21 protein-coding genes and 1 tRNA gene are annotated in these 19,920 nt (G+C 69.4%); 9 read left to right on the top strand and 13 right to left on the bottom strand.

Going from position 1 to position 19,920, the window contains the following annotated elements; translation table 11 throughout:
• The first annotated feature begins 29 nt into the window (after positions 1–29).
• Positions 30–809, top strand: a complete 780-nt coding sequence (gene pstB, locus E3T22_RS05150) for a phosphate ABC transporter ATP-binding protein PstB (protein ID WP_088457071.1) — start codon at positions 30–32, stop codon at positions 807–809.
• Positions 810–1,055: 246 nt separating this feature from the next.
• Here pstB and E3T22_RS05145 read toward each other — a convergent pair whose 3' ends face one another.
• The 4 genes from E3T22_RS05145 to E3T22_RS05130 form a co-directional block, all read right to left on the bottom strand.
• On the bottom strand, positions 1,056–1,946 hold the full coding sequence (locus E3T22_RS05145; RefSeq protein ID WP_134479893.1) for an aminodeoxychorismate lyase: 891 nt from the start codon (positions 1,944–1,946) through the stop codon (positions 1,056–1,058).
• A gap of 424 nt (positions 1,947–2,370) precedes the next feature.
• On the bottom strand, positions 2,371–3,327 hold the full coding sequence (locus E3T22_RS05140; RefSeq protein ID WP_088457073.1) for an anti-sigma factor: 957 nt from the start codon (positions 3,325–3,327) through the stop codon (positions 2,371–2,373).
• On the bottom strand, positions 3,324–3,905 hold the full coding sequence (locus E3T22_RS05135) for a sigma-70 family RNA polymerase sigma factor (protein ID WP_240632256.1): 582 nt from the start codon (positions 3,903–3,905) through the stop codon (positions 3,324–3,326). The genes E3T22_RS05140 and E3T22_RS05135 overlap by 4 nt, the downstream gene beginning before the upstream one ends.
• Before the next feature lie 249 nt (positions 3,906–4,154).
• Positions 4,155–4,784: a DNA-directed RNA polymerase subunit beta gene (locus tag E3T22_RS05130; protein ID WP_088457075.1), complete on the bottom strand. Its 630-nt coding sequence runs from the start codon at positions 4,782–4,784 to the stop codon at positions 4,155–4,157.
• 139 nt (positions 4,785–4,923) lie between these two features.
• Between E3T22_RS05130 and E3T22_RS05125 the strand changes: the two genes are divergently transcribed.
• Positions 4,924–4,996, top strand: a tRNA-Lys gene (locus tag E3T22_RS05125).
• Between the two features lie 68 nt (positions 4,997–5,064).
• On the opposite strand, the gene E3T22_RS05120 is transcribed toward E3T22_RS05125, so the two are convergent.
• Positions 5,065–5,466 (bottom strand): glyoxalase/bleomycin resistance/extradiol dioxygenase family protein, encoded by a 402-nt coding sequence (locus E3T22_RS05120; RefSeq protein WP_088457076.1) that lies wholly within the window; start codon positions 5,464–5,466, stop codon positions 5,065–5,067.
• Positions 5,467–5,662: 196 nt separating this feature from the next.
• Here E3T22_RS05120 and E3T22_RS05115 point away from each other — a divergent pair, with 196 nt between their 5' ends.
• On the top strand, positions 5,663–6,085 hold the full coding sequence (locus E3T22_RS05115; RefSeq protein ID WP_165787893.1) for a hypothetical protein: 423 nt from the start codon (positions 5,663–5,665) through the stop codon (positions 6,083–6,085).
• 82 nt (positions 6,086–6,167) lie between these two features.
• On the top strand, positions 6,168–8,480 hold the full coding sequence (locus E3T22_RS05110) for an FdhF/YdeP family oxidoreductase (RefSeq protein WP_134479895.1): 2,313 nt from the start codon (positions 6,168–6,170) through the stop codon (positions 8,478–8,480).
• A gap of 96 nt (positions 8,481–8,576) precedes the next feature.
• On the opposite strand, the gene fdhD is transcribed toward E3T22_RS05110, so the two are convergent.
• Positions 8,577–9,425: a formate dehydrogenase accessory sulfurtransferase FdhD gene (gene fdhD, locus E3T22_RS05105; RefSeq protein ID WP_134479897.1), complete on the bottom strand. Its 849-nt coding sequence runs from the start codon at positions 9,423–9,425 to the stop codon at positions 8,577–8,579.
• 255 nt (positions 9,426–9,680) lie between these two features.
• On the opposite strand from fdhD, the gene E3T22_RS05100 reads away from it, so the two are divergent.
• Both E3T22_RS05100 and E3T22_RS05095 read left to right on the top strand, forming a co-directional pair.
• Positions 9,681–10,532, top strand: a complete 852-nt coding sequence (locus E3T22_RS05100) for a ThiF family adenylyltransferase (protein WP_134497739.1) — start codon at positions 9,681–9,683, stop codon at positions 10,530–10,532.
• A 4-nt stretch (positions 10,533–10,536) separates the two neighbouring features.
• Complete coding sequence (locus E3T22_RS05095; protein ID WP_134479901.1) at positions 10,537–10,812, top strand: DUF6457 domain-containing protein; 276 nt, start codon at positions 10,537–10,539, stop codon at positions 10,810–10,812.
• Positions 10,813–10,899: 87 nt separating this feature from the next.
• Here E3T22_RS05095 and E3T22_RS05090 read toward each other — a convergent pair whose 3' ends face one another.
• Positions 10,900–11,232: a cupin domain-containing protein gene (locus E3T22_RS05090; protein ID WP_088457082.1), complete on the bottom strand. Its 333-nt coding sequence runs from the start codon at positions 11,230–11,232 to the stop codon at positions 10,900–10,902.
• Between the two features lie 33 nt (positions 11,233–11,265).
• Positions 11,266–11,706: a MarR family winged helix-turn-helix transcriptional regulator gene (locus E3T22_RS05085; RefSeq protein WP_088457083.1), complete on the bottom strand. Its 441-nt coding sequence runs from the start codon at positions 11,704–11,706 to the stop codon at positions 11,266–11,268.
• Positions 11,707–11,793: 87 nt separating this feature from the next.
• Between E3T22_RS05085 and E3T22_RS05080 the strand changes: the two genes are divergently transcribed.
• Entirely contained in the window at positions 11,794–12,039 is a 246-nt protein-coding gene (locus E3T22_RS05080) for a hypothetical protein (protein WP_088457084.1), read from the top strand.
• 132 nt (positions 12,040–12,171) lie between these two features.
• Here the strand turns inward: E3T22_RS05080 and E3T22_RS05075 are convergent, their stop codons facing one another.
• The 5 genes from E3T22_RS05075 to E3T22_RS05055 all read right to left on the bottom strand — a co-directional run bounded on the left by E3T22_RS05075 (position 12,172) and on the right by E3T22_RS05055 (position 17,135).
• Complete coding sequence (locus E3T22_RS05075) at positions 12,172–13,179, bottom strand: serine hydrolase (protein WP_088457085.1); 1,008 nt, start codon at positions 13,177–13,179, stop codon at positions 12,172–12,174.
• Positions 13,180–13,263: 84 nt separating this feature from the next.
• Entirely contained in the window at positions 13,264–13,857 is a 594-nt protein-coding gene (locus E3T22_RS05070; RefSeq protein WP_134408110.1) for a hypothetical protein, read from the bottom strand.
• An 82-nt stretch (positions 13,858–13,939) separates the two neighbouring features.
• On the bottom strand, positions 13,940–15,256 hold the full coding sequence (locus tag E3T22_RS05065) for a DUF445 domain-containing protein (RefSeq protein WP_134479903.1): 1,317 nt from the start codon (positions 15,254–15,256) through the stop codon (positions 13,940–13,942).
• A gap of 71 nt (positions 15,257–15,327) precedes the next feature.
• Positions 15,328–16,293 carry an aldose 1-epimerase family protein gene (locus tag E3T22_RS05060; RefSeq protein ID WP_134479905.1) on the bottom strand — a complete coding sequence of 322 codons (966 nt, stop codon included), beginning with the start codon at positions 16,291–16,293 and terminating at the stop codon, positions 15,328–15,330.
• A 14-nt stretch (positions 16,294–16,307) separates the two neighbouring features.
• Entirely contained in the window at positions 16,308–17,135 is an 828-nt protein-coding gene (locus E3T22_RS05055; protein ID WP_088457088.1) for a DeoR/GlpR family DNA-binding transcription regulator, read from the bottom strand.
• An 85-nt stretch (positions 17,136–17,220) separates the two neighbouring features.
• Here E3T22_RS05055 and galT point away from each other — a divergent pair, with 85 nt between their 5' ends.
• Both galT and galK read left to right on the top strand, forming a co-directional pair.
• Entirely contained in the window at positions 17,221–18,402 is a 1,182-nt protein-coding gene (galT, locus tag E3T22_RS05050) for a galactose-1-phosphate uridylyltransferase (RefSeq protein WP_088457089.1), read from the top strand.
• The gene (gene galK / locus E3T22_RS05045) at positions 18,399–19,556 is read left to right on the top strand and encodes a galactokinase (RefSeq protein WP_134408108.1); all 1,158 of its coding nucleotides are present in this window, start codon (positions 18,399–18,401) and stop codon (positions 19,554–19,556) included. The genes galT and galK overlap by 4 nt, the downstream gene beginning before the upstream one ends.
• The last annotated feature ends 364 nt before the right edge of the window (positions 19,557–19,920 follow it).

Here is a 19,920-nt window from a genome sequence, read left to right as displayed (position 1 = left end):
CTCCAGCTTCAACAGATTCGAAGGAACACATGTCCAAGCGCATTGAAGTCAACGACCTCGACGTCTACTACAGCAAATTCCTCGCCGTGGAGGGCGTGTCGCTGACCATTGAACCGCGCACGGTGACCGCGCTGATCGGCCCCTCCGGCTGCGGCAAGTCCACGTTCCTGCGCACCCTCAACCGCATGCACGAGGTCATCCCCGGCGCTCACGTCGACGGTGAAGTGCTCATCGACGGCAACAACCTCTACGGCCCCGGCGTCGACCCGGTGCTCGTCCGCCGTCAGGTCGGCATGGTGTTCCAGCGGCCCAACCCGTTCCCCACCATGTCGATCGGTGACAACGTTCTGGCCGGCGTCAAGCTGAACAACCGTCGGATGGCCAAGAGCGACGCCGACGCGCTGATCGAACGCTCGCTGAGCGGCGCGAACCTCTGGAACGAGGTGAAGGACCGCCTGGACAAGCCCGGCTCGAGCCTCTCCGGCGGCCAGCAGCAGCGTCTCTGCATCGCCCGCGCCATCGCCGTGCAGCCCGACGTGATCCTGATGGACGAGCCCTGCTCGGCGCTCGACCCGATCTCCACCCTCGCGATCGAGGACCTCATCGAAGAGATGAAGACCGACTACACGATCGTCATCGTGACGCACAACATGCAGCAGGCCTCGCGGGTTTCGGACCGCACCGCGTTCTTCAACATCGCGGGCACCGGCAAGCCGGGCAAGCTCATCGAGTACGACGACACCACCACGATCTTCTCCAATCCCACCGTGCAGGCCACCGAGGACTACGTCTCCGGCCGCTTCGGCTAACCACGCACCCGTTGCTCCCGCCGCCCGGTCGACCCCAAGGTCGCCCGGGCGGTCTTTCGTCCCCGACGTGCGTGTTCCCCGTCTACCACCGTCGTGTCGCGAAAGCGGCCAAACGGTCACCTCGTGCCCCGCGAAGCAGCCACGCGGCCGCTCTCGCGGAACCGTCGTGTCGCGAAAGCGGCCAAACGGTCACCTCGTGCCCCGCGAAGAAGCCACGCGGCCGCTCTCGCGCGACGGGTGGCTGCGCTAGGCGCCGGTGCGGGCCAGCAGGGACGCGTTCAGGGCGCGGGTGAGCTCGGTGTCGTGGGGGAACTCCACGCCGTCCAGGGCGATCACAGCGACCGCGAGACGCACGCTGGAGACCAGCCACGCCGCATCCGCCGCCCGCAGCTCATCGACCGTGACATCCCGGTACTCGACGCTCTCCCCGTGCGCGGTGAGGTACTCGAACACGCTCTGCTGGGTGGTGCCGTGCAGGATGGCGCCGCTCGGCGCCGGAGTGACGTAACGGCCGTCGATGCGCAGAATCACGCTCGACGTGGGGCCCTCCATGACATAGCCGTCGTGGGTGAGGAAGATGGTGTCATCGGCGCCACGGCGCTTGGCCTCGCGCAGGGCAGCCATATTGATGGCATAGCTGAGGGTCTTGGCGCCCATCAGCAGCCAGGGTGCCTGCTCGGCGACCCCGCGCGGGTAGCCGCGGTCGAGGGTGATCACCCTGATGCCGTGCTCGCGTACCGCGGTGAAGTCGGCGGCGCGGGTGGCGTGCAGCCAGGCGGTGGGCGCGGGTCCGTGCTCGACGCCGCGGCTGAGCACGAACTTGAGCGCCAGTTCGCCCTCGCCGGGGATCCGGGCCACTGCATAGGCGATCGCGGCGCGCCACTGGGCGGGGTTGGGCACCGGCAGGTCGCAGATCTGGGCGGAGTTGATGAGCCGGCTGATGTGCGGCTCAACCTCTTGCGGGTGCCCGTCGACCACGCTGAGGGTCTCGAAGATGCCGTCGCCGCGTTGGGTGCTCAGCTCGGCGACCCGCAGTGCCGGGGCGCCGGAGTCGATCTCGTGGAACGTGTCCACGAAGTCGGTGCGGGTGGAGTCGGCCGGCTCCGGGTCGATGAGCAGCGTGAAAGGCAGGGTCATGTCTCGAGCCTACCCACCCGGCGCTGCCGGCCTCCAGCTCCAGGGCCCACAGCGAGCATGCGCCAGCGAGTTGCCATTTGGCGCCCCTTCCGGCTCCCTGAAGGGGCCCGAACCGGCAACTCACCGCTGGGTGCGGGGCCGACTTGCCAGTTGCTGCCCCTTCCGGCGGGGGGGGCTTTGCGGCAAGTAAGGATGCTGCCGGCCAGCGACTTCGGTCAAGGTACCGCTTCAGGGCCCCGGACGGGAGACTCTGCGGCAAGTCGGGGTCATCGGGATGCTGGCCTCGCGCCACGCGGGCCGGCGCCGACCGGCACGGGCAGGTACGGGCAGGCCCGGGCGGGTACGTGCCGGCCGGGCAGGTACGTGCCGGCCCGGTCCGGACCGGCAGGTGCCGGCACCGGGTGCGGGCCCGTTGGCGAGCGAGCTAGCTCTGGATGGCGACGATCGGGTCGCTGGTGGGCTGCTCGGATCCACCCGAAGGTTCCACCGTGACACCGACGGCGTCGCCGGCGGACATGGTGCCGTCGAGCACCCGCCAGGCGGTGCCGGAGCCGTCGGAGTCGAAGGTGCCCGCCGGGACGGGCCCTGCGGTTCCGATGTACCAGAGCTGGTAGTCCTGGTCGTCGCCGAGGGCGGGCAGGTCGTCGACGATGATCGCGGACAGGCCGAGCTCTCCGGACCACACCAGCGTGGCATCCTGGCCGTCGGCGGTCTTGGTCGACGCCCGCTGGCTGTCGGAGGCCGCGTTGATCTCGGCGAGGCTGGCGGCCTGCTCTTGGGCGAAGTCCTGGCTGGGATCGCCGTAGAGGGCTTGGCCGGCGAACGTGCCGCCGACGAAGAGGGCGGCGGCGGCCGCTGCCGCGACGAGGTACCCGGCGGGACGCTGGAACCAGCGGCGCTGGGCCCGTTCGGCGGCAGAGCCCGGGGCGCCGGCGGATCCCTTGCCGGCGGCGAACTTGTCGGCCGAGGACGCCGAAGTCGAGGCGCTGCCCGGAACGGCAGCGGCGCGAGCGGACGCGGAACCGATCGGGATGGCCGCGGGCGGCGCATCCGTCGTGGCGGTGGGTTCGTCAGGAGTCACCGAGTCGGCCGCGGGCGGGAGCGGGGAGAGTTGCGGGGTGGAGGCCAGCTGGGCCATCAGGCCGGCCTTGAGCGCGCTGGAGGGCTGCACGGGCGCCACCGACAGACTGAGGGCCACGGCGGTGTCGCTGAGTTCGGCGGCCTCGATGCGGGCCTGCTCCGACTGAGCCAGGTACCGCTCGTATTCGGCGGCCTCGTCGGCGCTGAGGGCGTGCAGGGCGTATGCGCCGGCCAGGTCGGCCGGGTTGTTGGTGGGACCGTTGCCGGTCAGATCGGTGTCGGGCTTGTCGGTGTCGCTCATGCGCCCACCCCCAGTTCATCTCGCAGACGAATTAACCCGTCGCGCAGCCGGGTTTTCACGGTGCCGAGCGGGATGTGCAGGTGGTCGGCGACCTCACGGTGACTGTAACCGCTGAAGTACGACAGGCTCACGGCCTGGCGTTGCAGTTCGGTCAGTCTGGACATCGCCTTCTCCACCCTTTCATGCTCGATTTTGACCTCGACGGTTTCGGCGACGTGGTCATAGGGCACCGCGAGGTCGCGGATTCCGATTTTGGTGTCCCGGTCGCGGCCGGCCTGCGACGACCGAATCCGGTCGATCGCACGTCGGTGCGCCATGGTCATGATCCAGGTCGAGGCCCCGCCACGCTGCGACTCGTACCGCGATGCCGTCTGCCAGATCTCCAGGAAAATCTCCTGGGTCACTTCCTCCGACTGTGCGTGATCGATCAGTACGCGCTTGACAAGGCCAAGCACCCGTGGAGCGATCTGGTCGTAAAGCTCACCGAAAGCCGATTGGTCGCCTTCGGCTACCCGAGCGAGCAGCTCTTCTTTCGAAGGCGCTGTCGACGAGGCGTCGAGGTCGAACTCAGCAGTCATGAGATCCAGCATGTCAGGTCCAGTCCCCTTCCATGCTTAGGGTTCGGTACCGAGTCCCTGCTGGATTGGTCTGGAGCGAAAAAGATCCGCCCGGGTGGCCGCCGGGCAAAGTGAAGGCCGGACCGCAGAACGCCTCTCGGCGTGAGGCCGTTCTAGACGGCGAATATTGGAGCCCGGGGTTACTACGGTCCGGCCAGCATCAAGTGTAAACGACATCGGCTGAGAGTTCATTCCGGGATGCCCGGGAAATTATTCGAGGGAGTCGCTGCGCCACAGCCGGGCGCAGGAGGTGAACTCCTGCGCGGTAGTGGAGAACCGCAGGGCCCGGGTGGTCAGCTCCGAGGAACGGCCAGGTTCGGTGCTGTCCAGGTCGTCGGCGACACTCGCGCAGCCGGCGCCGATCACCCGGCAGAAGGCGGCTGCCCGGTCCAGGGCGACGGCGAAGTCGCCGGTGAATACGCCCCGGAGGATCTCGTCGGCGAGCAGGATGATCTCGGCTGGACCGGTCGGCACGGCCGCACCGGCGACGAGGGGGTCGATGGTGACGGCCACGTCGATACCGCGCTGGTAAAGGAACGCCGTGCCATCGGCATCCTGCCGGATCAGCAACCGCACCAGGTAGATGCGCCAGAGCGCGCCCGGCAGGCTGCGCGGCGTGGCCCGCGACCACAGCTCCGCCACCGCGTCTATGCCGTGCTCGTCGGTGTACGCCACCAGGCGCTCCACGACCTCGGGGTCGGGGCTGTCACGCACCCTGGCGATCAACGCCTGGGCGGTCTCGTGGGCGACCCGGCTGATCTGCGCGGGATCTTCGCCGCCCATCATCGATTCGAACTTGGCGCCCGAGAACTGGGTGGGCTTGTGGAAATCGTCGGCCATCGCTCTCCTCCTGGCTTTCAGGGCAGCGTAGTCGGGTACGTCGCCGGTTGGTGTGGGTGTTGCCGGCCGACGTCTGTGGCGGATGCATCCACGCTAGTCACAAAAACCGTCCGCCAATCCACGCTAAGTTATTAACCGCGGGCCTCTAGCTCAGTTGGTAGAGCAAAGGACTTTTAATCCTTGGGTCGTCGGTTCGAGCCCGACGGGGCCCACTTTCTTAACGCCGGGGGTGTTCTCGGGTGCCGGGACACGGCCGGTCGATCGTGCCGCGTCTGACTGCTCAGGACGGCCCCGATTCGTTGCTGTCGGCATCCTGGATCACCAGGAGCATGGTGCCCTCGGGATCGCGCAGGTACGCGACCCGTTCACCCCACGGCATGTCGGCCGGCGGCACCACGACAGCCGCGGCCGCGGCCTCGACCACGGCCGCCAGGTCGGGCACGTACATACACAGGTCCACGGCGTGGCCGGTCGCCGGGCGGGGGGTCTCGCCGTAGAGGGCCGGCGCCGTGCCCCGACCGAGAGCCACCTGACCGTCACCGATGCGCAGGGTGAGGTAGTCCGGCTCACCGCGCTCGGGAAACCGGTAGTCGACAACGCCGGACAGCACGCTCACATACCATCTCCAGGTGGTCGCGAGATCGACACAATTGACGACCGGGAACAGCTCACCTCTGGCCATGGCCCCACCCTAGGATCGTCACCGCAATCCCACAACGGCCGGCCGAGACTGGGCACGCGCACGGAATGTCCTGCGAGTCTTCAGTGTTTCCCCCTCCCTAGACGCGCATTCTGGTGTGCTGTAGTCCGGCCGCGGGCGCGTAATCGGCGCTTCGGCGCAGGACGGCGCACATACCGCGCGTCAGGAGAGGAGCCCAGTGCGCAAGAACATCGACGTCGAGGTGGAGACCGGCGTGATCGAGAAGTACCGCCGACACCCCAACGGCAATGGGTGGGTGTCCGGCAAGTCGACCGTGCAACCGAGCGCGTTCATCTCCGAGTCCGCCTACATCGAGTCAGGCGCGCAGGTGGGCCGGGAGTCGTGGGTCGGGCCGGGCAGCTGGATCGACCACGACGTCGTCATCGGCGACAAGGTGTTCGTCGGCCAGAACGTGCACATCGGCGAGGGCAGCCTCGTCTCGGGCGGTGCCCACCTGGGCAGCCATGTGCGCATCGGCCGCAACGTGCGGATCGCCGCCGGTGTACGCCTGGACCGGGACACCCGGGTGCCCGACGGCACCGACGTGGCCGCAGGCAACGTGGGCGCGGACGGTCGCCGCTCACACGGGCTGGCCGCGTGAGCATCCGTTTGGCCCGGTAAAAGCGCAAAACCCGCGAGCACCCGGTGCACGCATCCGGCTCCGACAGGAGCAGGATGGGGTCATGACACGTCGCGCACCGGTCAAGGACATCAACGAAGACGACCTCGTTATCGGCACCCCCAAGAAGGCCGCCGCCGGCCTCGAGGCGGTGGTGGTGGCGCTGGACCGCGGCATCGCGCAGGCCGGGGTCGGTCGCACCGCCCGGGCGTTGCTGCGGCTCAACCAGCGAAACGGCACCGACTGCCCGGGCTGCGCCTGGCCGGAGTCGACCGGGCACCGCAAAACCGCCGAGTTCTGCGAGAACGGCGCCAAGGCCGTGGCCGAGGAGAACACCCTCCGCACCGTCGGACCGGGATTCTGGGCCGAGCACTCGCTCGCCGACCTGGCCGACAAGACCGAGTACTGGCTGGGCAACCAGGGCCGCATCTCGCAGCCCGTGGTGGTGCGCCCCGGCGACACCCACTACTCCCCCATCGCCTGGGAAGACGCCTTCGCGCTGATCGGCGAGAAGATCCGCGCCACCACCGCGGACCGCACCGTGTTCTACACCTCGGGCCGCACCGCCAACGAGACCGCGTTCCTGTACCAATTGTTCGCCCGGTCGATCGGCACCAACAACCTTCCGGACTGCTCGAACATGTGCCACGAATCCTCCGGGTCGGCACTGAACCCCACGATCGGCATTGGCAAGGGCACCGTCTCGCTGGAGGACATCCACGTGGCCGAACTGATTCTGGTGGTGGGCCAGAACCCGGGCACCAACCACCCTCGGATGCTGTCCGCCCTGGCCGACTGCAAGGCCAACGGCGGCAAGGTCGTTGCCGTGAACCCGCTGCCCGAGGCCGGGCTGTTCAACTTCAAGGACCCGCAGACCCCCACCGGTCTGGTGGGCCACGGGGTGCCGTTGGCCGACGAGTACCTGCAGATCAAGGTCGGCGGTGACCTGGCCCTGTTCCAGGCGCTCGGCCACCTGCTGCTCGAGGAGGAGGCCCGGGTACCCGGTTCCGTGGTGGACCAGGAGTTCATCGACCTGAATACCGACGGCATCGAGGCGTACCGGGCCGCCCGCACCGAGATCGACTGGGTCGAAACCGAGAAGGCCACCGGGCTGTCGCGTCTGGAGATCAGTGTGGTGGCGAAGATGCTGGCCGCGTCGAAGGCCACCATCATCTGCTGGGCGCTGGGCCTGACTCAGCAGCCGCACTCGGTGAACACTCTCAAGGAGATCATCAACCTGCTGTTGCTGCAGGGCAACTTCGGCAAGCCCGGCGCCGGCGCCTGCCCGGTACGCGGGCATTCCAACGTGCAGGGCGACCGCACCATGGGGGTGTGGGAGAAGCCCAAGGAGGCCATGCTCGCCGCGCTCGACGCCGAGTTCGGCATCGTCTCACCCCGCGAGCACGGCCTGGATTCGGTGAATACCGTCGAGGCGTTCGAGAACGACGACGTCGACGTGTTCGTGTCGATGGGCGGCAACTTCGCGCTCGCATGCAGCGACACCGACCTGCTCGAGGCCGCGATGCAGCGGGTGGGCCTGACCGTGCACATCTCCACCAAGCCGAACCGGTCGCACGTGATGCACGGGGTCACCTCGCTCATTCTGCCGACGCTGGGCCGCACCGACACCGATGACAAGCATCCGTCGGGCCGGCAGGTTCTGTCGGTGGAGGACTCGATGTCGATGGTGCACTCCACCCAGGGCAGGCTCGCCCCGGTCTCCGAGCACCTGCTGGCCGAACCGGTGATCGTGGCGCGGATGGCCAGGGCCACGCTCGGCGACGACCACCCGGTGGATTGGAAGGCGATGGCAGAGGACTACGACGTCATCCGCGACCACATCGCCCGGGTGCTGCCGGGTTTTGAGGACTTCAATAAGCGGCTGCGCGACAAGAACGGCTTTGTGCTGCCCAACCCGCCGCGCGACACCCGCAGCTTCGCCACCGACATCGGCCGGGCCCGGTTCACGGTGAGCCCGCTGGAGTACCTCACCCCGCCGCCCGGGCACCTGATTCTGCAGACCATGCGCAGCCACGACCAGTACAACACCACCTTCTACGGGCTGGATGACCGCTACCGCGGCATCAAGGACGGCCGCCGGGTGATCCTCATCCACGCTGACGACGTCACCGAGCTGGGCTTTGCGGAACGCGATCTGGTCGACGTGATCAGCACCTTCGGCGGGCAGGAACGCCGGGCCGACAAGTTCAGGCTCGTGGTGTACCCCACCCCGCGCGGCTGCGCGGCGGCGTACTTCCCCGAGGCGAACCAGCTGATGCACCGGGAGTTGGTGGCCCGGGAATCGAACACCCCCGGCTACAAGGCCATGAGCGTGCGGTTCATCGCACACGAGGCCGGGCTTCCGGTTCTGAGCTGACGCCGGGCCGCTGAGGCGGACAGCTGTTGCCCGATCGGACTTCTGCGCCCGGTGCGCCGGACGCAGAAGTCCGATCGGGGCACAGTCGAGGCTGGGTCAGACCGCGGCGAGCGCGCCCTGCACGATGCGCTCCTCACCGGCGTAGATCACCATCGAGTCGCCGCGGACGAAGCCGACCAGTGTCAGGCCCACCTCGTGCGCGAACTCGGCGGAGAGCGACGACGGCGCTGACACCGCGGCGAGCACCGGGATGCCGGCCATCAGTGCCTTCTGGGCGAGTTCGAAGCTGGCCCGGCTGGAGACCATCAGCACTGTCCCGCGCAAAGGAAGCAGGTTTTCTTTGACCGCCCAGCCGATCACCTTGTCGACGGCATTGTGCCGGCCCACGTCTTCCCGCATCACCAGCATCTCGCCCGTGGCCCCGACGAACAGGGCGGCCGCGTGCAGGCCCCCGGTCTTCTCGAACACCGCCTGCGCCTGGCGCAGCGTGTCGGGGAACGTCGTGAGCAGTTCGGCGTCGACGCGGACGGCATCCGCGCGCACGTCCCAGGTGGACTTGGTGCGCACGGCATCGATGCTTTCCTTGCCGCACAGCCCGCAGGAGCTGGTGGTGAGGAAGTTCCGCTCCATGCCGGGGGTGGGCCCGGCGACGCCGGGCGCCAGGCGCAGGTCGAGCACGTTGTACGTGTTCACGCCCTCGGCGGTGGCACCGGCGCAGTACCGGGCGGCGGCGAGGTGCTCCGCCTGGGTGAGGATGCCCTCGGAGACCAGGAAACCGGCGGCCAGATCGACGTCGTGGCCGGGGGTGCGCATGGTCACGGCCAGGGAACGGCCGTTGACCCGCATCTCGAGCGGCTCCTCCACCGCGAGCACGTCCTCCCGGCGGATCGGCGGCTGGCCCACCGTAAGCCGGGTGATCTTGCGCCGTGCCGTGACTCTACTCATGGGTGCCCTCCTCGGGAGTGCGTCGGGTGTGCCCGTGCGGGATCACCGGAACCTCCTTCGAGCCTAATCCTCGGATTCGAATGGTGGGAGGGACCGGGCCGTTCGCGAAAGCGGGCCTATGGCTGCTTCGAGCGCCGCGAAGTAGCCATCCGGCCGCTCTCGCGGAAGGGACAACACGCTAGAGCGGGACTGTGACTGCTGGATGGTCGGGGCGGCGTGGGCATGCCGGGGACGATTGCCGCGTACCGTGGTGTCATGGCACTTCCCCCTCTCGTCGAGCCCACCGGCCCGCTCAGCCCCACCGAAACCGCGCGTCTGCAGCAGGTGCGCAACCTGCCCCAGCTGCGACTGCCGCCGATCGATGACCTCGGGCACCGCCGCCTCGCGGCCGCCCGCGTGCTGGTGCTGGGCACCACGGGACTCAGCGCGCCCGCCGTGCGTTCCCTCGCCGCGGCCGGGGTGGGCACCATCGGGCTGGCCGACGTGGGCCCGCTCGACGTCGACGCCCTGGTGCTCGCCACCACCACCATCCTGACCCTCTCCCCCGACACCGCCGTGACGGCGCACGACGAGGACCTCACGGCCGAGTCGGCTACCCGCATCCTCGGCGGCTACGACCTGGTGATCGACGGCAGCGACCTCACCCCGCAGCCGTTCCTCGTTGGCGACACCTGCGCCAGCCTCGGCCTGCCGCTGGTGTGGGGCTCCGTGGCCCGCGGCAACGCCGAGGTGTCGGTGTTCTGGTCGAGCCCACCACGACGCAGCGGCCAGCGCTCGACCCGGTTGCGCGACTTCTTCGGCACGGATGCGGCCGGCGCGGCCGCTGCCCCCGCCGACCCCGGCGTGCTCGGTGCGCTGCGCGGCCAGGCCGGCGCGATCCTGGCGGCGGAGGCCGTCCGCCTGATCACCGGCACCGGCGAGCCGCTGATCGGCCGGGTGCTCACCATCGATGCCGAGTCCGGCCGGTTCGACGCCGCTCAGCTGCCGGTGGCTCAGCCTGCCGCCTCCGGTGCCGTGATCGAGACCGACGGCGCGGAATCCGCGCCCGGTGCCTCACCCGGTGCCACCATTATTGCCACCGCCACCGCCACCGCCACCGAGGAGTGACACCATGAGCACGAACATCCCGCTCCCTCCCGAAGCCCTCGACGAGTGGCTGGCCGCCCTCGCGACCCGGCTCGGCCTCGACGCCGACGTTGTCCCCACCGGACTGCTACTGGACGTGGCCCGGGACGTGGCGCACAATGTGGCCCGGCCGGCGGCGCCGCTGAGCCTGTTCCTGGTGGGGCTGGCTGCCGCGCAGAACGGCGGCAGCGCCGAGGACATCACCGCGGCGAGCGCCGCTGCGACCGAGCTCGCTCTGGGCTGGCCCGCCCCGTCCGAGTAACGGCTCTCCCACCGAGTAGCCCCCGCTCAAACGAGTTGCCCAGGCACACCGGGGCATCTCGTCCGGAACAGGGCATTTCGGCGTTCCCTAGGGCCGCTTCGCGACGGTCAGCAGGATCGCCGCATCCTCTTCGGCCTCGAGGCTGTGCCTGGCGTCGGGCACGATGAGCAGGTCGCCGGTGCGCGCCTGCCAGGAGTCCTCCCCCACGATCAGGCGCACCCGCCCGCTCACCACGAAGACGGTGGCGTCGCCCGGGTTCTCGTGCTCGGCCAGGACGGTGCCCTTGACCATGCCGATGACGGTCTGGCGCAGCACCTTCTCGTGGCCGCCGTATACGGTGTCGGCCGCCCGGCCGCTGCTGGCGGTGGTGGCCGCGGCGAGTTGCTGGCGGGCGAGGGCGTCGATCGAGATCTTCTGCATGTCGCCAGCGTACGACTCCGCCGCCGGTCCGGGTTACCGGGTCGCGCTGGTGGCGCGAATGACCTCGTTGAGGGTGTCCCGCAGGGCGATCAGGGCCTCGGGCGACATCTCCAGGGTGCCGGCCACCCGTTCCGGGATGGTTTCGGCGATGTGGCGCAGCTCGCGGCCGTGCTCGGTCAACGTCACCTGCAGCGCACGCTCATCGGTCGCCGACCGCTCGCGGCGGATGTGGCCGGTCGCCTCCAGCCGCTTGAGCAACGGTGACAGGGTGGCCGGCTCCAACCGCAGCACCTCGGCCAGGCTGCGAAGGGTGCGCGGATGCTGCTCCCACAGCGCCAGCATCACCAGGTACTGCGGATGGGTGAGGCCCAGCGGCTCCAGGATCGGCTTGTACAGGGCCACAGTCGTGCGTGCCGCCACGGTGAGGGCGAAGCAGACCTGGTTCTCCAGGGCGAGCACGTTCGGTTCGGTCATCGCGTCTCCTGAGCGGGCATCCGGGGCCGGGCATCCGTCGTCTGGCACCCGTGGCCACGCCGCCATTTAGTTAGTACACTAACTATTATGACCTCTGCCAAGAAACGCAAACCGACCATCAAGGAGGCCGGCGGCTTCACGGCGTGGTTGAACGGTCGATTGTTGCCCTTCATCGGCCCGCCGCCGCTGGGCCCGTACGACGACGAGGTGCCCGCGCAGGAGCGCCCGGTGGCCCGGTGCCCGCTCTGCGGGGAGCCGATGACCGCGCACGACATCGACCGCAGCGGCGAGCGCACCCAGCTGCGCTGCCCGCAGCCCACGGTGGCCGAGTAGGACCCTGCGCGCCATCCCGTCGCCGGAGAGCGCACGCGGTCAGGTGTGCGGGCGCCGCGCCGTTATGCGGGCGGCGTGCCACCCGCATACCGGCGCCTGACCCGCCGACCGGCACCCGGTACCGCCATCCACCTAGAACTGGGCGTCGATCTCCACCACGAGGTCCCAGGCGCCCTCTTCGGCGTTGCTGAGCACCACCACGTCGAGACCGCTCTTGGGGTAGTGCCGCAGGATGCCGCTGGCGCCGGCGTTGACGCCGTCCTTGTAGTACGAGCGCACCTTGCCGTTGTCGTCGAGGTCGAACTCGAGGCCGAAGCCGTACTTCACGTCGTCGTCGTAATCCACCTGCGGGGTGAAGAACTCGTCGGTGTACTCCTTGGAGAGCAGCTGGCCGCCGCGGACGGCGTTGAGGAAGTTCATCAGGTCACCGGCGGTGGTGTGGGCGCCGCTATCGGGCGAGCCGATCGCCGGGGAGCTGTAGATGTTCGAGACCCAGCTGCCGTCCTCGCGGCGGTCCCAGCCCTCGGCGACCCGCTCCACAGCGTCGCGGCGGTCGAAGAAACCGGAGTCGGCCATGCCCGAGCGGGCAAAGACCTCTTCGCGCACATAGTCGCGGTAGGACAGGCCGGAGGCCCTCTCCACGGCCAGCCCGGCGAGGATATAGCCGACGTTGCAGTCCTCGACCTGCACCCCAGGCGGGGCCAGGCGCGGCTTGTCGGCGAACAACGGCAGGAAGTCGATCGTTTCGATCAGCGAGTAGTTGGGGGTCACAGCCCAGTACTCGTCGTAGTCCTCGCCGGCCTCCTCGTCGACGTCATCGGCGATGCCGCTGGTGTGGGTGAGCAGGTGCAGCAGGGTGACGTCGGTGCCGATCGAGCTGCCCCCCAGGTCCACGTACTCGTGGATCGACGCCTCGAGGTCGAGCCGGCCGGCTTCCACCTGCTGCAGCACGGCCACACTGGTGAAGAGCTTGGTGATCGACGCCGTGTCGAAGCGGGTGTCCAGGGTATTGGGCACCTGCCAACGCGGGGTGGCGAACCCGCGGGCCGCCTCAAAAATGGTGCGGTCGCCGTCACGCACCAACACCACGCCGGAGAAATCGCTGTCATCGAGAAAAGTCTGTATTGCCTGGGTATCCACCCTTCGAGCGTAGCGAACGGCGACGGCTTTCGTGCCGACGGCTGGGCCGGTGCCGGCCGCCCCGCACGCCCCGGCGCTCAGCGATCAGCCGCGGTGCCGGGACTTCTTGGCCAGGGCGGCGAGGTCGATCTTGCCGACGGCCCGCATACTGGCGGCGCGGGCGGCCTCGTAGCCGGGCTGGTTCGGGTCGACGCGCTGGGCCAGGAGACGGGCCGCGAGCGCGTCGTTGATCTCCTGGAGCGCATCCGCTCGGGCCTTCTGTACGAGAGCGGCGACCTGTTCGTCGTCGTCGGCTATCTCCCGCAACCGTTCGGCGACGTGGTCGTGCAGGGTGCGTCGCCGACCCAGCCGCACGACGTCCCTGCGCTTGTTCTCCAGCTCCCGGCTCTTGCCCGCACCGGTGGTGCGCGAGAGGTGGGCGCCGAGGCGTTCGACGCGGGTGGAGTCCTCGTCGTTCTGCCGGGCCACCTCGAGCAGTTCCTGCCTGGCGAGCGCGGCATACTGTGCCGGGTCATAGTCGCTGTGGTCGCGGAGGGCGCCGACGATGATGCGGTTCTTCAGGGCCATCCGCACGGCGGCGAGGGCGATGAGCATGCCCTCGTCGACGATCCTGCCGGTGGAGGGCGTGGCCGGGCCCGGGGTGGCGCTGCCCTGGGTGTTGTGCGAACCGTTCTCCACCGTTTCAGTATGGCTCACCGCGGTGGGCGCCGTCAGAGTGTCCGGGCATCCGCATCGGCCGGATCCGCCAGGTGCCAGGCGGTCACAGGCCGAACACGAGCACCGCCCCCTGGGCGAGCGAGAAGATCAGCAGGCCGGCCAGCGCACCGACGACGGTTCCGTTGATTCGGATGAACTGCAGGTCCTTGCCCACCTGCAACTCGATCTTCTCGGTGGTCTCGGCCGGGTCCCACCGCTCCACGGTTTCGGTGATCACGCCGGCGATCTCGTGCCGGTACTTCTGCAGCAGGTAGCCGGCCGCATCCGCCAGCCAGCGGTCGATGCGGGCGCCCAGCGATGCGTCGCGCACCAGCCGGCCGCCCACATCCAGCACCGTCGAGGTGATGCCGGTGCGCACGGCGCTGGCCGGATCGGCCAGGGCGCTCAGCAGCGACTGCTTGACGGACTCCCACGCGTCGCCGGCGAACTCGCGCAGCTTGGCGTTGTCGACCAACTCGAGCTTCAGCACCTCGACCCTCTCGATCATGGTGTCATCGTGCTGCAGGTCGTCCATCAGCTCGGCCAGGTAGCGGTCGATGGCTGCGCGCAGCGGATGCTCGGGGTCGGCCTGCACCGTCGCCACAAAACCGAGCACCTCGCGATAGGCCTTGTCGTCGACCATTTCGCCGACGAAGCCGGGCACCCAGCGGGGCAGCCGGGTCGACACCGAGGTGCCGAAGGCCTCGGGGTGGGTCTGCAGCCAGCTCTGGGCCTTGTCCACCAGCAGGTCCACCGCGGCGTGGTGCCGGCCGGAGACCACCAGGTTCTCGCCCAACCGGCCCAGGCTCGGCGCCCACGAAGGTTCGAGCAGGTGCTCACGGGCGACGCCCTCGAGCAGGTCCTTGATGTCGTCGTCGCTGAGCAGGTCGAGCAGCCCGGTGCCGGCGTGCGCGAGTTCGTCGGTGAGCCGTTCGGCGTTGGCGGGCTGCACCAGCCAGGCGCCGAGGCGGCGGGAGATGCCGATGGACTCGAGCTTGCCGCGCACCACGGCATCGGAGAGGAAGTTCGACTCCACGAATTCGCCGAGGCTCTCGCCGATCTCGTCCTTGCGGTTGGCGATGATGTTGGTGTGCGGGATGCGCAGCCCCAGCGGGTAGCGGAACAGCGCGGTGACGGCGAACCAGTCGGCGATCGCGCCCACCATGCCGCCCTCGGCGGCAGCACGCACGTACTCGAGCCACGGGTAGCGCTCCTGCAGCGCGAACGACACCGCGAAGACCACGGCCATGGCCACGAGCAGACCCAGGGCCAATCGCTTCATGCCCACGAGTGCGACCCGGCGGGCCTCGTCGGAGGCGCTGAGTGGGGCTCGGCCGCCGGGAGCGGTGGGGGCGGATGTACTCAGGGAGGGTGTTGCCATGGGTCTGGTCGTTCCTCGTCGGTCCGGGAGCGCGGTGTGCGCAGCGCTCCCGCCACCCTAGGCCGGGTTGCTCAGGCTGCGAAACCCGTCGGGGTGATTCCCCAGCGAACGACCCAGTCCTCGCCGGGAGCCAGCCAGCGGAGGCCGTGGCCGGAGTTGAAGGCATCCGCCGGGGCGGTCATCGGCTCGATCGCCACGGCCTGTCCGAGTTCGGTGGTCTCGCCGCCGTCCGCGGTGCCGGTGCGCACCGGGAAGTTGCGCGGCGTGAACGCCTGCACGTAGGCCATGTTCTCGTCGCCCCAGAGTGTGACCCGGCGGCCGTCCGGAGCGGTGAGGGAGTGCTCCCCGCGGCCGTCCCGAACGATCACACCGCCGAACCCGTCGTCAAGGTCGAGGTCGTCCACCCGGGCGCCGGCGCGCAGGTCGAACGCGGTGCCGTCGACGGGGCTGACGCCGATGGGGTTGAGCCGGTGGTCAACGTCGATGTGGCTGGTCGCGTTCAGGCGCAACACGAGGTCGCCGGTGGGCACGTCACCGATCTTGAGGTAGGGGTGGGTGCCCAGGGCGACCGGGGCACTCTCGCTGCCGACGTTGCGGATGGTGTGGGAGACGGCCAGGCCGTCGACCGCGAGCGCATAGCTGACGGTGGTGTCCAGCTGGTACGGGTAGCCGGCCTGCGGGTAGACCGTGGCGGCCAGGGTCACCTCGGCGTCGCTCTGGGCGACCAGCCGATAAGCCGTGACGGCGAGCAGCCCGTGGATGGCGTTCAGCCGCGCCGGCTCGGTGATGGCCAGCAGGTGCCGCACGCCGTGCTGGGTCCAGATCGCGTCGCGGATGCGGTTGGGCCAGGGCACCAGCACGGTCCCGGCGCCGAGCGGCGGTACGGACGTCGCCGCGAAGCCCTCCACCAGGTCTGTGCCGTTGAGTGCATATTCACGGATGCCGGCGGCGACCTCGGTGATGGTCGCCGTGGCCGGGCCCTGCGGGGTCTGCAGGGTGAGGCTGTATTGGGTTCCGGTGGCGGCAGCAAACGACATGGTGGACTTTCGGATCAGCTCGGTTGGAGCACGGCGAGGCCGGCCTCGCGGAGCGGGGCCAGGGTGAGCGGGTCGGCGGCCGCATCCGTCACCAGGGTGTCGAAGGCGGCAAGCGGGCCGATCCGGCCCAGGTGCACCTGCCCTAGTTTGGCACCGTCGGCGACGATGATCGCGCGCGCCGCAGCGGCGAGCATCAGGGTCTTCACGCCGGCCTCCGGCAGGTTGATATTGGTGACGCCGCCGTCGGCGTCGACGCCGTTGCAGCCGATGAAGGCGAGGTCGGCGTGCACCTGGCTGAGCACGGTCGCGGCGAGCGGGTCGACCAGCGAGTGCTGCAGCGGGCGCAGCGACCCGCCGGTGACGATCACGGTGAACCGTGGGATGGCGCTTTCCAGGGCCAGGGCGATGCTCAGCCCGTTGGTGATCACGACGATGTCGGTGAGGTCGGTGCGGGCCACCAGGGCCCGGGCGATCGCGAGAGTCGTGGTGCCCACGTCGAGGATCACGCTCTGGCCGCTGGCCACCAGCGATGCGGCGAGCTCGCCGATCTGCTGCTTGGGGATCACCGAGGAGACGAGCGCTTCCTCGAAGGAGAACTCCCGGTCGGGACGGCTCGTGGTGGCGATCCCTGCGGGCACCGCACCGCCGTGGATGCGGGTGAGCGTGCCGGCGCTCTCCAACTGGTCGAGATCGGCGCGGGCGGTGACGCCGGAGACGCCGAAGGTGTCGCTGAGCTCACTGACGCGCACGAAGCCGCGTTCGTCGACGAGCCGCTGGATCTGTTCCCGGCGCTGGTGGGCGGGCAACAAATCCCGGTCGGTCGGATGTTCCGCTGAGGCCATACCGCAATCTTCACTTATTTTGTGTCGCTTTTCAATACGCAAGTAGTGGTTTCGGTTGCGCAAATCGGCTAGCGTTGATGCCATCATGACTCCCACCCCAGAATTCGTCGCAGACACCGCCATCGCACGCCAGGCGCACACCCTGGCCGACGGCCGCGAGCTCATCTATTTCGATGACCCCGACACCACCCTGTCGCCCGACCGGGCTCCCGACCTGCGCGACCTCGGTCCGCGTCCGGCGAACGCGCGCATGCGCCAGGACCCACTCAGCGGCGAATGGGTGTCCATCGCCGCGGCCCGGCAGAACCGGGTGTTCCTGCCGCCGGCGCACCTGGACCCGCTCGCGCCGTCCACCCCGGAGAACCCCTCAGAGGTGCCCAGCAACTACGACGTGGCCGTGTTCGAGAACAAGTCGCCCTCGTTCGGCCCGCTGCTCACCGACGACGACGCGCCCACCGGCCTGGACGATCTGCGCACGATCGGGCTGGGGCGCATCCGCACCTCGGTCGGCCGCTGCGAGGTCGTCTGCTTCAGCCCCGCCACCGAGGGCTCGTTCGGCAGCCTCTCGGTCACCCGCGCCCGCACCGTGATCGAAGCCTGGGCCGAGCGCACCCACGCGCTCTCCCAGATGCCCGGCATCGAGCAGGTGTTCCCGTTCGAGAACCGTGGCGAGGCCATCGGTGTCACGCTGCACCACCCGCACGGCCAGATCTACTCCTACCCGTACGTGACCCCGCGCACCCAGCGGCTGATCGACTCGATCGAGAGCTACGGCCCCACCCTGTTCGCCGACATCCTGGAAAGCGAACAGGCCGGCGAGCGAGTCATCCTGCGGGGCGAGCACTGGACGGCCTTCGTGCCGTTCGCCGCCCGCTGGCCCGTCGAGGTGCACATGCTGCCGCACCGGCAGGTGGCCGACTTCGCCGGCACCACTCTGGCCGAGCGCGACGAGCTCGCGGTGCTGTACCGCCGGCTGCTGCGCGGCATCGACCAGCTCTACTCCACGCCCACCCCGTACATCGGTGCCTGGCACCAGGCGCCGGTGAACGTGCACCGGGACGACATCCGGCTGATGCTGCAGCTCACCAGCCCGCGCCGCGCCGAGGACAAACTGAAGTTCCTGGCCGGCTCCGAGGCCGCCATGGGCGCCTGGATCGGCGACGTGACGCCCGAGCAGGCGGCCGACAACATCCGTGCAGCGATCGCGCGGTCGGACGCCGCCGATGCCGCAGCCACCGACAGCACCACCGGAAAGGCCCACTCGTGAGCGACCACCAGAGCATTCTCAGCGGCTTCCAGGGCCGGTTCGGCCGCGACGCCGACGGCCTGTGGTTCGGCCCCGGCCGGGTCAACCTGATCGGCGAGCACACCGACTACAACGACGGCTTCGTCTTTCCGTTCGCGATCAACCGCCGTGCCGTCGTGGCCCTCGCGGTGCGAGACGACCGGATGCTACGGGTCGCCAGCTCCTTCACCGACGAGGTCGTCGAGATCTCGCTCGACGACCTCTCCCCCGAGACAGTGTCGGGCTGGTCGGCGTATCCGCTCGGCGTGGCCTGGGCCCTCGGCGAACACGGCGCGGACCTCGAAGCGGTGACCGGCTTTGACGCCTACATCGACTCCGACGTGCCGATCGGCGCCGGGCTGTCGTCTTCCGCGGCAATCGAGTGCGCCACCGCCGTGGCCCTCGACGAGGTCTGGAACCTCGGCTTCGACAAGCGGGTGCTCGTGCGGGTGGGGCAGCTGGCCGAGAACCGGGTCGTTGGCGCGCCCACCGGCATCCTGGATCAGTCGGCGTCGCTATTGGGCCAGACGGATGCCGCCGTGTTCCTGGACTGCCGCAGCTTCGAGTCCGAGGTCATCCCGCTCGGCTTCGACGCCGCGGGCCTCGAGCTGCTGGTGATCGACACCAAGGTCAGCCACGCGCACGCCACCGGCGGCTACGCCGACCGACGTGCCTCCTGCGAAAAGGGCGCGGCGCTGATGGGCGTCGGGTCGCTGCGCGACCTCACCGTGGACGACCTGCCGCGGGCCGCGTCGGTTCTCGACGAGGAGACATACCGCCGGGTGCGGCACATCCTCACCGAGAACCAGCGGGTGCTCGACACCGTGCAGGTGCTGCGCGAAGAGGGTCCCAGCGCCATCGGTGCATTGCTGGATGCGTCGCACGCCTCCATGCGCGACGACTTCGAGATCTCGGTCGCCGAGCTCGACCTGGCCGTGGAGACCGCCCGCACCGCCGGCGCCCTCGGGGCCCGCATGACCGGCGGCGGCTTCGGCGGCTCTGCCATCGCGCTCACCCCGCACGCACTGATCCCCGCGGTGCAGCAGGCCGTGTCTTCTGCGTTCGCCGCCGCGGGCTTCACCGCGCCCGACATGTTCGTGGTGCGCGCCGCGGCCGGGGCCGCCCGCCTCGTCTAACGAGACACCGTCCGCGATCGAATTGCGGACTTCCCGCCTTCGTTTCACGAGCTAAGGCGAGAAGTCCGCAATTGAGTCTCAGGGCGCCCCGAGTGTCGGTGGCTCGGCTCACGCTGTCCACATGAACGAGCCGACCCCCCACCATCCACGACGTCATCCACACCGTCTTTGGCGGCGCCTTCGACGAGAGCACGGGCATCAGGCGCCGCCGCGTGCAGCAGGTCGAACAGGACCTGCGCGACGCGCGCAGGCGGCCGAGAGTCTTGGCCAAGATGTCCGTACAGGACCGCGACCACCTGGAGCGCGTGATCGGCCGCGTCACGGATCACCCATCGTCGACCGGCCCGAGATCGAGGGCAGGCAG

This window comes from Cryobacterium sp. TMB3-10 (genome assembly GCF_004402305.1).
GTDB classification, from domain to species: domain Bacteria; phylum Actinomycetota; class Actinomycetes; order Actinomycetales; family Microbacteriaceae; genus Cryobacterium; species Cryobacterium zongtaii.
This window is presented reverse-complemented; position numbering and strand designations above follow the sequence as displayed.

Coding starts and splice junctions, on each gene's coding strand:
- pstB (WP_088457071.1), top strand. CDS start 30: ATGTCCAAGCGCATTGAAGTCAACGACCTCGACGTCTACTACAGCAAA.
- E3T22_RS05145 (WP_134479893.1), bottom strand. CDS start 1,946: ATGACCCTGCCTTTCACGCTGCTCATCGACCCGGAGCCGGCCGACTCC.
- E3T22_RS05140 (WP_088457073.1), bottom strand. CDS start 3,327: ATGAGCGACACCGACAAGCCCGACACCGATCTGACCGGCAACGGTCCC.
- E3T22_RS05135 (WP_240632256.1), bottom strand. CDS start 3,905: ATGACTGCTGAGTTCGACCTCGACGCCTCGTCGACAGCGCCTTCGAAA.
- E3T22_RS05130 (WP_088457075.1), bottom strand. CDS start 4,784: ATGGCCGACGATTTCCACAAGCCCACCCAGTTCTCGGGCGCCAAGTTC.
- E3T22_RS05120 (WP_088457076.1), bottom strand. CDS start 5,466: ATGGCCAGAGGTGAGCTGTTCCCGGTCGTCAATTGTGTCGATCTCGCG.
- E3T22_RS05110 (WP_134479895.1), top strand. CDS start 6,168: ATGACACGTCGCGCACCGGTCAAGGACATCAACGAAGACGACCTCGTT.
- fdhD (WP_134479897.1), bottom strand. CDS start 9,425: ATGAGTAGAGTCACGGCACGGCGCAAGATCACCCGGCTTACGGTGGGC.
- E3T22_RS05100 (WP_134497739.1), top strand. CDS start 9,681: ATGGCACTTCCCCCTCTCGTCGAGCCCACCGGCCCGCTCAGCCCCACC.
- E3T22_RS05095 (WP_134479901.1), top strand. CDS start 10,537: ATGAGCACGAACATCCCGCTCCCTCCCGAAGCCCTCGACGAGTGGCTG.
- E3T22_RS05090 (WP_088457082.1), bottom strand. CDS start 11,232: ATGCAGAAGATCTCGATCGACGCCCTCGCCCGCCAGCAACTCGCCGCG.
- E3T22_RS05085 (WP_088457083.1), bottom strand. CDS start 11,706: ATGACCGAACCGAACGTGCTCGCCCTGGAGAACCAGGTCTGCTTCGCC.
- E3T22_RS05080 (WP_088457084.1), top strand. CDS start 11,794: ATGACCTCTGCCAAGAAACGCAAACCGACCATCAAGGAGGCCGGCGGC.
- E3T22_RS05065 (WP_134479903.1), bottom strand. CDS start 15,256: ATGGCAACACCCTCCCTGAGTACATCCGCCCCCACCGCTCCCGGCGGC.
- E3T22_RS05060 (WP_134479905.1), bottom strand. CDS start 16,293: ATGTCGTTTGCTGCCGCCACCGGAACCCAATACAGCCTCACCCTGCAG.
- E3T22_RS05055 (WP_088457088.1), bottom strand. CDS start 17,135: ATGGCCTCAGCGGAACATCCGACCGACCGGGATTTGTTGCCCGCCCAC.
- galT (WP_088457089.1), top strand. CDS start 17,221: ATGACTCCCACCCCAGAATTCGTCGCAGACACCGCCATCGCACGCCAG.